This window comes from Pseudoalteromonas lipolytica (genome assembly GCF_900116435.1).
Taxonomy (GTDB): domain Bacteria; phylum Pseudomonadota; class Gammaproteobacteria; order Enterobacterales; family Alteromonadaceae; genus Pseudoalteromonas; species Pseudoalteromonas lipolytica.
Window position 1 is genome coordinate 14,611 of sequence record NZ_FPAZ01000008.1, and the last position, 12,327, is coordinate 26,937.

10 protein-coding genes are annotated in these 12,327 nt (G+C 42.3%); 3 read left to right on the top strand and 7 right to left on the bottom strand.

The window, feature by feature from the left end; genetic code table 11:
- Positions 1 to 34: 34 nt before the first annotated feature.
- The 3 genes from BM378_RS09660 to rnd all read left to right on the top strand — a co-directional run bounded on the left by BM378_RS09660 (position 35) and on the right by rnd (position 3,849).
- A complete protein-coding gene (locus BM378_RS09660) occupies positions 35 to 886 on the top strand; it encodes an alpha/beta fold hydrolase (protein ID WP_074989072.1) in 852 nt (283 codons plus the stop codon).
- Between the two features lie 117 nt (positions 887 to 1,003).
- Positions 1,004 to 2,662: a long-chain-fatty-acid--CoA ligase FadD gene (fadD, locus tag BM378_RS09665; RefSeq protein WP_074989073.1), complete on the top strand. Its 1,659-nt coding sequence runs from the start codon at positions 1,004 to 1,006 to the stop codon at positions 2,660 to 2,662.
- A gap of 56 nt (positions 2,663 to 2,718) precedes the next feature.
- Positions 2,719 to 3,849, top strand: coding sequence for a ribonuclease D (rnd, locus tag BM378_RS09670; RefSeq protein WP_036971939.1), 1,131 nt, complete (start codon positions 2,719 to 2,721; stop codon positions 3,847 to 3,849).
- Positions 3,850 to 4,737: 888 nt separating this feature from the next.
- Here rnd and BM378_RS09680 read toward each other — a convergent pair.
- The 7 genes from BM378_RS09680 to BM378_RS09710 form a co-directional block, all read right to left on the bottom strand.
- Positions 4,738 to 5,568 (bottom strand): sugar phosphate isomerase/epimerase family protein, encoded by an 831-nt coding sequence (locus BM378_RS09680; RefSeq protein ID WP_074989075.1) that lies wholly within the window; start codon positions 5,566 to 5,568, stop codon positions 4,738 to 4,740.
- A gap of 74 nt (positions 5,569 to 5,642) precedes the next feature.
- Positions 5,643 to 6,398: a gluconate 2-dehydrogenase subunit 3 family protein gene (locus BM378_RS09685; RefSeq protein WP_074989076.1), complete on the bottom strand. Its 756-nt coding sequence runs from the start codon at positions 6,396 to 6,398 to the stop codon at positions 5,643 to 5,645.
- 2 nt (positions 6,399 to 6,400) lie between these two features.
- Positions 6,401 to 8,080, bottom strand: a complete 1,680-nt coding sequence (locus BM378_RS09690) for a GMC family oxidoreductase (RefSeq protein ID WP_036971935.1) — start codon at positions 8,078 to 8,080, stop codon at positions 6,401 to 6,403.
- A 1-nt stretch (position 8,081) separates the two neighbouring features.
- Entirely contained in the window at positions 8,082 to 8,774 is a 693-nt protein-coding gene (locus BM378_RS09695; RefSeq protein ID WP_065979059.1) for a 3-keto-disaccharide hydrolase, read from the bottom strand.
- A 24-nt stretch (positions 8,775 to 8,798) separates the two neighbouring features.
- The gene (locus BM378_RS09700; protein WP_036971933.1) at positions 8,799 to 10,019 is read right to left on the bottom strand and encodes an MFS transporter; all 1,221 of its coding nucleotides are present in this window, start codon (positions 10,017 to 10,019) and stop codon (positions 8,799 to 8,801) included.
- 34 nt (positions 10,020 to 10,053) lie between these two features.
- Positions 10,054 to 11,106 carry a sugar phosphate isomerase/epimerase family protein gene (locus tag BM378_RS09705; protein WP_065979061.1) on the bottom strand — a complete coding sequence of 351 codons (1,053 nt, stop codon included), beginning with the start codon at positions 11,104 to 11,106 and terminating at the stop codon, positions 10,054 to 10,056.
- A gap of 6 nt (positions 11,107 to 11,112) precedes the next feature.
- Positions 11,113 to 12,273, bottom strand: coding sequence for a Gfo/Idh/MocA family protein (locus tag BM378_RS09710; protein WP_074989077.1), 1,161 nt, complete (start codon positions 12,271 to 12,273; stop codon positions 11,113 to 11,115).
- Positions 12,274 to 12,327 lie beyond the last annotated feature (54 nt).

Here is a 12,327-nt window from a genome sequence, read left to right on the forward strand (position 1 = left end):
TTTAAGTTGAAACGTTTAAAAAATAGGAGCAAGTGTGCAGCCTTTTTCTTATCAAACTGGCGATAAAACCTTGCATGGCCTAACCTTTGGTCATGGTAAAGAGGTTGTGATTGCTTTACACGGATGGCTAGATAACGCAAATAGTTACCTGCCTATGCTACATAATGCGACCTTAAACCACACATGGTATTGCGTTGATTTTCCGGGGCACGGCTTATCAGATTGGCGTAATAAAGATGCACATTACTACTTTATAGATTACATTGATGATATCTATATGTTACTTGCGACACTCAATGTGGATCGTGTTCACTTAGTTGGTCATTCGATGGGAGCGATGGTTGCAGGCGTTTTCGCAAGTTGCTTTCCAGAAAAAGTGGCCTCGGTCAATTTTATAGAAGGGATAGGCTGTGTGACTACACCCAGTTCAGATACAGCGAGTCAACTTCGAAAAGCAATTTTGAACCGGGCACGTGTAAACAGTAAACAGCCACGCGCATTTGAGTCAAAGGCGCACATTATTAGTGCAAGACTCGCCAGTGGTGATTTAGCGTACCCGCACGCTGCGCTCCTCATGGAGCGTAATTGTTATGAAAAGGGTGGTAAGTGGTACTTGAGAACCGATCCTAAGCTTAAAAATCATTCAGGGTTTCGTTTTAATGAGGCACAATGTGAAGCAACAATTAAACTCATTAAAGCCCCATGCCAGCTTATAATGGGCGATAAAGGATTTGAGTTCGTAAAACAAAACTTAGATGCTTATGGTAAATATTACAAGGAGTTAAAAATTCATCAGATACCAGGCGGTCACCATTGCCATATGCAAAGTCCTGCATTAACCTTAGAACACATTCATGCATTTATTAGGCACGATAAAGCAAGTTAATTGTATAATTGCACCAAATATGGGATTATCTGCACCATTAGAGTATTTACTCCATTGTGAAACGGCCTTAGTTAGATTAAGGTTATTAAAAAATATAATTATAAACAGGAGCTAAGAGTGGAAAAAATCTGGCTTAAGCGCTACCCAGAAGGTATGCCTGAAACAATCGACCCTGAGCATTATCACTCGTTACTCGACTTGTTTGAAAAAAGTTTTGCTGACTATAGTGACCTTCCAGCCTTTACTAACATGGGTAAAGTGTTGACCTACAGCGAAATCGACAGTGCAACAAAACGTGTTGCGTCGTACATTCAAAATGATCTTGGTCTAAAAAAAGGCGATAAAGTAGCGGTAATGATGCCTAACTTACTGCAAACGCCGGTAACAATTTTAGGTATTCTTCGCGCTGGTTGTGTAGTGGTTAATGTCAATCCACTTTACACGGTTCGTGAATTAGAGCATCAGTTAAATGACTCTGAGTCATCTGCAATATTTATTCTTGCTAATTTTGCTGACACCCTCGAAAAAGCATTACCAAAAACGAACGTCAAACACATTGTGGTCACACAAGTGGGCGACATGGTTGGCGGCCTCAAAAAGCATATCGTTAACTTTGTTGTTAAATATATCAAAAAAATGGTGCCAAGTTACTCACTCCCAAATGTAATCAAGTTTTCTGATGTGCTTGCGGGTGATGAAGCAACTTATAAAAAGCCAGATGTCGATCTTAACGACTTAGCATTCTTACAATACACAGGTGGAACAACCGGTGTGTCAAAAGGGGCTATGTTATCGCACGGTAATATGGTTGGTAACCTTGAACAAGTATCAGGTTGCTTAGATAATGTTTTAGAGCGCGGTAAAGAAGTGGTTATTACAGCACTGCCGCTTTATCACATCTTTGCACTGACAGCTAACTGTTTAACCTTCATGAAATATGGTGGCTTAAACGTGCTGATCACAAACCCACGTGATATGCCTGGTTTCGTCAAAGAGTTAGCGCAACATAAATTTACAGCCGTGACGGGTGTAAATACGTTGTTTAATGGTTTATTGAATACTCCAGGATTTGCTGAACTTGATTTCTCAAGTTTAAAAATGTCATTAGGCGGTGGTATGGCGGTGCAACGTCCTGTTGCCGAAAAATGGCAAGCTGTCACAAAAACCAAATTGATGGAAGGCTATGGCCTAACTGAGTGTGCGCCACTTGTTACAGTGAGTCCATACGATCTAGACAGCTACAATGGCTCAATTGGTTTACCTGCGCCAAGCACTGATATTAAGCTAATGCTTGAAAACGGTGAAGAAGCAGCAAAAGGTGAACCCGGCGAACTATGGGTTAAAGGCCCACAAGTTATGCTCGGTTATTATAATCGCCCAGATGCCACAGCTGAGTGCTTAAAAGATGGCTGGTTTGCAACAGGTGATATTGCGACATACGATGATGAAGGTTTCTTCTATATTGTGGATCGTAAGAAAGACATGATCATTGTGTCGGGCTTTAATGTATTCCCAAATGAGATTGAAGAAGTGGTTGCAATGCACGAAGGTGTGCTTGAAGTCGCAGCAATCGGTATCCCGCATGAAGTAAGTGGTGAACAAGTTAAAGTTTTTGTCGTGAAAAAAGATCAATCTTTAACTGAAAAAGATATAATAAAACACTGTCGTGATAATTTAACGAACTATAAGGTGCCTAAACTGGTTGAGTTTAGGGATGAATTACCAAAAACAAACGTTGGTAAGATTCTGAGAAGAGCCTTAAAGGACGAAAAATAATAAGAGCCGGCATTAGCCGGCTTTTTTTATGGTAATTGATATTTAAAGGGGTATAAGTGCAATACCAAGTGATCGAAACGCAAAACCAATTAAATGATTTTGTAGAACAAATTACAGGCAAGTCTGTGCTTGCTATTGATACCGAATTTATGCGCCGTCGCACCTTGTACCCAGAGGTCGCACTTATTCAAGTTTTTGATGGTGAGCACTTAGCGCTAATCGATCCATTGGCAGAGTTGTCACTTTATGATTTTTGGCAAGTGCTTAAAAACCCAGATGTTTTAAAGGTATTGCACTCTCCGTCAGAAGATATTGAGGTGTTTCAAAAGTACGCGGGTTTTGTTCCAACCCCCTTGTTTGATACCCAGTTTGCACTGCAAATTTTAGGGCATGGCAACTGCATGGGGTTCGCCCACATGGTCAAAGAATTACTTGATATCGAAATAGATAAAAGCGAATCAAGAACAAACTGGCTACAACGCCCATTAACCAAAAAACAGCTAGATTACGCAGCAGCCGATACTTTTCATTTATTACCTTGTTTCGAAATAATTAAAAAGCAAATTGATGAAGCTGGCTTTTTTGATATCGTCATTAGTGAAAGTGAGTTGGTTGCGCAAAAACGGGCTTATCAAACGCCTTATGATCAGCTTTATAAAGATATTAAAAATGCATGGCAATTACGTCCTCATGACTTAGCTGTATTACGAGAGCTTGCTGCATGGCGCCGTGAAAAAGCTGAGCGAAAAAACCTTGCGCTTAACTTTGTAGTGAAAGAGCACAATATGGTTGAAATTGCCAAACGTAAACCCGCAAGCTTAAACTCTTTACGCCGTGTACCGGGTATTGAGCCGATGGAAGTAAATCGTTCGGGGGTTGAAATATTACAGTGCATCGAGCGAGGAAAAGCGATTGACGTTAGTGAGCATCCGCAGCAATTAAAGCGTCTTATTGATTTTCCAGCTTATAAAAAGGCGGCGAAAGATATTAAGCAAAAGATCACTAAAGTAGCAAAAGAGCAGGGTATTCCAGAAGATGTCTTAGCGTCTAAAAAGCAAATTAACCAATTAATAAGTTGGAACTGGAAGCTCGATAACGAAGAACGAAAAACGTCATCTAAGCCTGACTTATTCAATTCTTGGCGCTATGAATATGTTAAAGATGCTCTTAAAGAATGGGATAACTAAGAGCCCACTTTTTAAACAGAGCCTGACTGTGGTTTGACTATATTTTTCACTAAATAGTCAAACCGCCTGGTGGCTGCTTCTATAAAGTGCATTAAAATTCAATGTCTTAAATAACACCCTCTAAATAGTATGATTTAATAAATATAAGCATGGTGCGTTTTCACAACATGTTTTTATTAAAGTATCTTTCTTTTGCTTAAGCGGTTAGAGCAGTTTTCTGTGTTTACTTTTTTCGTGTAACCAATTTAATAAATTGGAATTATAGCGTTTTAGTCCTTGTGTTTGCCGTGACGTTAACGTGTAGAAGGGGGCAAAAAGAAAGAACCTATCACCAAACATAATGACACAGTGAAAACCACATTTTGAATAGTGACGGAGCAATTTGACCCGACTGGCTTCAATGTGAAAGTTGCCGAACATAGAACTATAAAATACACCGTGATGGCATATTGTTAATTCACTTTTGGAGCTAATAACTAAGACGATAATTATTGCAGATATACAAACGGTTGTTAGCAACGTTAATTGATAAATGAGATACTTTTCAGGTAAATATTCTAAAAGAATCAACAGGGTAAATAGTATAAAAGCGAGTATTAATAACACGCTTTTCTCTGAATTTTTCTTCAGCGTTAGGACTTTCATGCTCTATCCTTGAGATGTTTTTCTTTATATTACGATCCTTGTAATATATGACAACCAGCCTAAAAGAGGGTATTTTGTCCCTTTTTTGATTGTATTGTATTATTTAATATGAAATTCCTTTTTTGAATCAGTATGTAATATAATGCGGTTTAAATTTATTGGGTGAAGAAATTAATGAAAATTTTACCGATTATATGCTGAATAACGCTCGTTATTTTTCTATATAACGCCATTAGCAGGGATTTACATCCCCACTAAAATTTTATCTAAGTTCTTTTTCGATTTTGCCACACTTTGCAGTGGCGTTAATCCCTCAGGGTATTCCTCTTGCTCAAGCACTAACCATTGGGTATTACCATCTGTTTCTAAGGTGTCGATGATTTCTGGCCAATCTATGCTGTTTTCACCAATAATAGGGCTGAGTATGCTGCCATTTTTAGTACGAACTTTTATGTGTGTTGAGAGCGTTCGCTTGGGGTATTTTTTTATGAAATAAAGAGGGTCTTTACCCGCGTAATTAACCCAGCCAATGTCTAGTTGTAATGGCATGCTATTTGGGGTGTTGCTAGCGATGTAATCCCAAAATGTTGCGTTATTAAATGCATTAAACTCTTTATTATGATTGTGAAAACCGATCTTCATATTATAGCGGCTTGCATAATTACTGACTTTAGTCAGCTCTTTAACCAATGATTTAACGCCTTCTGGGTGCCATGCTCGCTCATCCCAAGGGACATACAGTGTTGTTACCCCAAGTGTTTTGTAAAAAAGGAGTGTACTATCAATATTGCTTTCATTGAGTGCATCAAAGCCGACGTGAGCACTACTGGCAAGTAAGCCCAATTCAGTTAGTTTTGCTTTGAGGCCGGCAGGGTTATCACTGTAAGGGCCAAAGTCTGCGGCAAACTCAACGCCATCAAAGCCCATTTCAGAGAGTGATTTTAAAGTATTATGGAAATCTTTTTTAAGGGAGTCCTTAACCGACCATAATTGCACACTGACTGGAATAGTCGCCAATAACTGACTGCTAAATACAAAGCAAATTAAAAATAATAAATAACGAGAGTTAAACATATTTAAATCCTAAAAAAGCAGGGGAGTTAACCCCCTGCATTGCAGTGTGTTATAAAACAACACAAGGGGGGAAGCTAATCGGTATAGGCGTATTCGCTCAAGCCTAGGTCTACTAAAACCTGATCTAAATGCGCTTTTGCCTCGTCAGACGGTCCCGGATAATCGCCTGCAATAGGCACATTTCCTAAGTAGCCAATGTCTTTACAGCCCTCAGGCGTGCAGAAGAAAGCGGCTAACACTAACTCTTTAAAGCGTAAAAATGCTTTACCTATACGTTGAAATTGGGCAGGTGTTTGTTCATTAAAATAAGCAATATCATCTAAAATTGCACGATGCTGTTGCTCACTTAAGGCGGTAAATGGCTTCTTAAAGCGCAGCTTAGATTCGTCGTTTATCCACGCAAGTGAATTTAAAATTTTAATGCGGTCACGTTGTTGTCCTTCATAAGGTGCGCTAACCCATTCATTGATAACCGCCGGTACGTGCAACTCACTTGCCGATGGAATAGTGCCTTCGCGCGGCACAATGTAATCGGATAATAACGCCACTAAGGTTATTTCGTCCGCCGTTAATGTCAATGGCCATGGTGATTGTGGTGGGATTACTAAATTGGGATCTTGCCCATAACCTTTTGCGGTAATAGGTTTAATATCTAAGTCCGGCCAATGCCCCTCAGTTGAGGATGCTGCACCGATTTCAAGTGCTTTTGTACACCCTGCGGTTAGCCCGACCGCTGAGCCTGCGGCTAATAAGCCTAGCCACTTTAAAGAGTCTCGTCGACTCATTCCTGAAACATAGTTATAGGTTTCGTGTTCGTTACGATGATGCATAATTAAAGTACCCCATTATCAATTTGTTGAGCAAGCCAAGTTGAATTACGCATTGCCAGCGTCATGATGGTGAGCGTACAGTTTTTATGTGGGTTTGAGGCAAACACCCCTGCATCCATGACGAACAAGTTATTACAATCCCACGTTTGACCCCATTGATTAGTCACAGAGTCTTTCTTTGAGCTGCCCATGCGTGTGGTACCTACCTCATGGATAATCTCGCCACCTTTTGAAATAGCTTTTTCGGCAGGCGGGAGTTCACCAACCTCTGCGCCCATGTTTTCAAGGATTTGTTTGGCCGTTTTTAAGCCATGCTCAATTTGCTTTAATTCACGATCAGACCACTTAAAGTGGAATTTCGAAACCGGAATACCCCATTTATCTTTAACGTTTTCGTCAATTTCCATGTAAGTATCTTTATTTGGTAACATTTCACCGCGTAGCGCAAATCCTACATAAGAGCCATACGCATCGCGAATTTGTTGTTTTAAGGCGGGGCCGTAGCCTTGTTTATCGCCAGACACACCTGAACCGGGTTGTCTGAAGCCGCCACCAATTTCAAAGTGATAACCACGTGGGAAATCTAACTCATTGTTAGCTTGGGCTTGATGGCCCCACCAAGGAATGAATAAGTGGTTTGCGGTATGACCATCTTCGTTATAACGCGGGCGGCCTTTTAGTGCTGGAATCTGTGCTCCTAGCCATGCACCTGTTGAATCCATTAGGTTACGACCAACCTGACCACTCGAATTAGCAAGACCTTTAGGGTGTGTTTTGTGTTTAGAGTTTAATAAAATACGCGCTGATTCGCAGGCACTGGCCGCAAGAATCACCACATCAGCTTCAAGAGCGTGCTCTGTGACTGTTTTCTTATCAACATAGGTTACACCCGTTACTTTACCTTGATCATTAACAGCCACCGATTTTACCATTGCATCAGTAATCACTTTTAAATTACCCGTTGCTTTTGCCATAGGTAACAGCGATGTTGTTGTTTGGAATGCGGCACCAATTGAGCAACCAGAGCCACATGGTGTTGCATAGAAGCATGCTAAACGGTCGTCTTTTGGACGGGTTAAAACCGCACGATGCATTGGCACAGCTTGAATGCCCAATTTCTTTGCAGAAGCAGCAATTAATAACTCTGGTACGCGGGGTTTTGGTGGTGGCTGCAAAATACCCGGCGATGAATCTGGCATATCTTCATGGCCAGTGTTAGTGCCACACACCCCAACGAGCTCTTCTGTTTTGTCGTACCAAGGTGCTAAGTCGGCATACTCGAAAGGCCAGTCCGCACCGTGACCATCACGGCTTTTACCTTTAAAGTCGTGTTCACTAAAGCGCAGAGAGTAACGACCCCAGTGATTAGTCCTGCCGCCTAACATGCGAGCGCGCCACCAATAAAAGTCGCTGCCTTTTGCACTGGTGTATGGCTCATCGGGTACTTGCCAACCGCCATCGACCGTTGCATCGTAGAAACCAAAGTTTTTATCTTTGTTGCCTGCCCCCATTAATGGAGCCTCGCTATTGCGGCGAAACATTGGGCTTTCGGTTTTTGGGTCATAATGTCGACCTGCTTCTAACAGCAGTACTTTATGACCTAGTTTTGTAAGTGTGTAAGCAGCCATTGCACCACCTGCACCAGAGCCAACAACCAATACCTTATGTTTAAATTCAGACATCTTAAAGCTCCTTAATTTTTATATTTTTAAACCACACTTTATCGCCGTGATCTTGAAGCCCGATATGGCCTTGCTTAGCCGTTGCAAAGTTTTGCCAATTGGCAAACTTACTGCCTTTTACAAGCGTGTTCCATGTTGTACTACCAATAACGATGCTTGTCGTACTAATGCCGTTTTGCCAAACTTGTAGATGGTTGTCTTGCATTTTTATACGCACATGGTTCCAACTATTGGCGGGTTTATGTGCAGCAGCAGGGGCAGCGAATAAATCATAAATTGAGCCAGCTAAATGAGAGTCAATTTTGTTATCTGGGTGCTCTTTGTTATCAATAATTTGAATCTCTGGCGCGTGTGAATAAATCATTTGTCCTGTTTCATCGGCCAGCACAAAAATACCACTGTTGCCCTTGGTTGAAATTTTCCAATCAATGTGCAGTTCAAAGTTTTGATATTGTTTCTTGGTTAGTAGGTCGCCACCTCCTTTTGTTAAGGTCATGGCGCCATCTTCAATAACCCAAGCTGGATTTAAAGAGTCACTTTTAAAATTACGCCACTGTGACATGTCTTTGCCATCAAACAGTAACTGCCATCCGGCGTTTTTTTCTTGTTGTGTTAGCTGATTATCAGTCGCATTAGCGAGTGCACAGCTACTAACTGTGAGCACTAAAGTCAGTGCTTTGAGAGATTTAAACATGGTGTTCCTCGACGATTTACTTGCTTAAGATGCGCACTTTTCAGCGCGTTTGTTGTTATTAATAACTAAATGCAACCCTATGAATGCCACGATTAAAATAATCGGGAATATCAACAGGTTTTGTAATACAGCCTGTCCGGCTAAAATTTCGATTTGTTCCGCGCTGGCACCTGATGCTTTTGCAGACAAACGGGCACTGTCTATCCAACTTCCTATGACTGGATTCCAAATACTCATTGCGAACATGCCCGCGCCTCCCATTAACGACATACCTAGCGCGCCCGATTTCGGAATGTATTCGGCAACACAACCAAGCATGGTAGGCCAAAAGTAAGTTACACCAATGGCGAATAAAATAGCGGCTAGATAAATCATGGTGCCTTGTGCTTGGCTCATCATAAAGACACCTAAGCTTGCACAAAGCGCAGAGCTAAGTAATACACCAGTTGGGTTAAGCTTGTGGACAATAGGGCCTGCAAAAAAACGACCTACCGCCATGAGCCCTGTTATAAGTGCTAAAATGACCATGGGTGATGCCCCCGATGAACCTAAAATACGTTCAATCCATTGCTGAGTACCAAACTCCGTTGTGGCGGTCAGTGTCATGCACGCTATAAGAAATAAATACAGCGGGGTAAATAAATGACGAATGTTGCTGCTGGTCGAGTGGGTACGTGTATCAAAGGTCGGAAATTTTGCTTTAATTAGCATGGCACCATAAATAATGGTCGGGACTAATATTAAAGCGACTTGCCACTGCCAGTTAAGGCCGGCAGCCGACATGAAATTAGACGCTAATGCACCAATTACAATCCCGCCAGGGAACCAAACATGAAAGCGGTTAAGCATGGTGGTGGTGTTTTTAGGGTACATTTCAGCTATTAATGGGTTACAACCTGCTTCAACAGAGCCGTTTGCAAAGCCTATTAGAAAAGTCGATACCAGCAAGCCCCAAAAGCCATCTGCGGTGATGGTTAAGGCAAGGCCAAGTAAGTGACAAATAAATGCCAACGCGACCAGCTTTTTAGCACCAATAGCGTTGTAGATTATACCACCGAGCATGGTCGCAACGGGGAAACCTAAAAACGCCATTGCATTGACCCAACCGAGTTCGGTGTCAGTTAAACCAAAGTCACCACCAAGTTGACCCAAAATACCAGCGCGAATGGCAAAGGTCATCGAGGTCACAATCAGTGCTATACAGCAAAGCCGAAAGACAATGCGATTATAATTATTGTTGTCCATATTGTGTGTCCTGTGTGTTCAATTGTTGTCGGTTTTATAAACCTAAAATTCGATTATTACGCTCAGTGTTTGTTGCGCCACTGGCAAAATCGTCAAAGGCTTTGTCGGTGGGGTTTATTAAATGTGCGTTAATAAACTCAGCGCCTTCTCGTGCCCCATCTTCTGGGTGTTTTAAACAACACTCCCATTCAAGCACTGCCCAGCCATCGAAGCCATATTGGGTTAATTTGCTGAAAATTTGCTTAAAATCGACTTGCCCATCACCTAAAGATCGAAAACGGCCCGGTCGGTCTTGCCAGTTTTGAAAGCCGCCGTATACCCCAGAGCGGCCATTTGCAATAAACTCAGCGTCCTTGACATGAAACGCTTTTATGCGTGAATGATAAATATCGATAAATGCTAAGTAGTCTAATTGTTGCAATACGAAGTGACTCGGATCATATAGAATGTTCACACGAGGGTGATTATTTGTGGCGGCTAAAAAGCGCTCAAATGTTACCCCGTCGTGCAAGTCTTCGCCCGGATGTAATTCATAGCAAACATCAACACCGTGTTCATCAAAACAATCTAAAATTGGTAACCAACGTTTAGCGAGTTCGTTAAAACCTTGTTCAACAAGTCCCTGTGGACGTTGTGGCCACGGGTAAAAGGTATGCCATAAAAAAGACCCCGAGAAAGTCGCATGCGTTGTTAAACCAAGGCGTTTACTCGCTTTTGCGGCAAACATTAGCTGCTCCGTTGCCCATTGTGTGCGTGCCGCTGGGTTGCCTTTTACGTGGTCTGCAGCAAAATTATCAAACATTTCATCGTATGCAGGGTGTACCGCAATCAGCTGACCTTGCAAGTGGGTTGATAGCTCTGAAATTGTAAGGCCTGACTCGGCTGCAATACCAGTGACTTCATCGCAGTATTGCTGGCTTTCGGCGGCTTTTTCTAAATCGAAAATAGCGGGGTTAGAGGTAGGGACTTGAATGGCCTTGTAACCTAAACCACTGGCCCATTTACATAATCCACGAAAGCTATTAAAAGGGGCTTCATTGCCAATAAATTGCGCCAGAAAGATCGCTGGCCCTTTGATTTTTTTCATTATGTATTATCCAATCTGTAAACTGTGCCACTTAGTATCGCGCTCTGACGAGGCTACAACATGCTCAATAAATGCCATACCGCGTACAGCCTCTTTGATACCGGGTACATCAAACTCTTGATTTGTGGCGCTGTCGCCTTGTTTAAATGCGTGAATTTGCTTTGCAAAATTACTGTAAATGTTGGCAAAGGCTTCAAGGTATCCTTCAGGATGACCCGCCGGTGTGCGCAGTGCATTTTGCGTATCAGTGTGAAGTACGCCTACACCCGCTCTTAGCAAGATAGCTGCTTGGTTATGCGCACGCAGCCATAAGCTATTCGGCTCTAGTTGCGACCATTCAAGGCTGGCTTTATCACCATAAATACGCAGGCGTAGGTTGTTTTCGTCACCAATAGCGACTTGGCTTGCGAGTAATACGCCTTTGCTACCGTTGTTAAAACGCAGTAGCACCGTGCCATCATCATCGAGGCTGCGGCCATCAACTACATGGTTCAAATCGGCACACAGTTGGGTTATTTCGAGGCCCGATACATACTCAGCCAAATTTGCTGCATGCACACCAATGTCGCCCATGCAGCAACTTATTCCCGATTTACTCGTATCAAGACGCCAGCTTGCTTGCTTAGAGCTTTCATCTTCACTTTGTGCAAGCCAGCCTTGGGTGTATTCAACAATGACTTTACGAATACAGCCAAGCTCACCCGCTTTAATGCGCTGCTTAGCCTCTTTGACCATCGGGTAGCCGGTGTAGGTGTGTGTTAATCCATACAAAAGCCCCTGTTTGGTAATGATTTCTTGTAATTGCTGTGCTTCGACAAGTGAAAGAGTTGCAGGCTTGTCTGATAAAACATGAAAACCGTGCTCTAGAGCCATTTTTGCCACCGGGAAGTGCAAGTGGTTAGGCGTTACAATTGCCACAAAATCAACGCGCTCTTCAGCAGGTAATTTTGCTTCTTCTGCAAATAGGGTGAGGTAACTGTCGTAGCAACGGCTGCTATCGAGGCCAAGTAATTCGCCAGTTGCTTTACACTTGTTGGTATCCGAGCTGAATGCACCAGCCACAAGCTCTATCATGCCATCTAATCGCGCTGCAATGCGATGAATTGCGCCTATAAAGGCACCTTCGCCACCGCCGATCATAGCCATGCGGATTTTAGCTTTGCTCATCTTAAGCGCTCCTAATCAAAGTAGCGTTTGCTACTGTTAATGTCATGTTATTGA

Bases quoted from the DNA above. Each gene is read 5' to 3' on its own strand.
- BM378_RS09710 (WP_074989077.1), bottom strand. From the start codon at position 12,273: ATGAGCAAAGCTAAAATCCGCATGGCTATGATCGGCGGTGGCGAAGGT.
- BM378_RS09695 (WP_065979059.1), bottom strand. From the start codon at position 8,774: ATGTTTAAATCTCTCAAAGCACTGACTTTAGTGCTCACAGTTAGTAGC.
- BM378_RS09700 (WP_036971933.1), bottom strand. From the start codon at position 10,019: ATGGACAACAATAATTATAATCGCATTGTCTTTCGGCTTTGCTGTATA.
- BM378_RS09680 (WP_074989075.1), bottom strand. From the start codon at position 5,568: ATGTTTAACTCTCGTTATTTATTATTTTTAATTTGCTTTGTATTTAGC.
- BM378_RS09705 (WP_065979061.1), bottom strand. From the start codon at position 11,106: ATGAAAAAAATCAAAGGGCCAGCGATCTTTCTGGCGCAATTTATTGGC.
- BM378_RS09685 (WP_074989076.1), bottom strand. From the start codon at position 6,398: ATGCATCATCGTAACGAACACGAAACCTATAACTATGTTTCAGGAATG.
- BM378_RS09690 (WP_036971935.1), bottom strand. From the start codon at position 8,080: ATGTCTGAATTTAAACATAAGGTATTGGTTGTTGGCTCTGGTGCAGGT.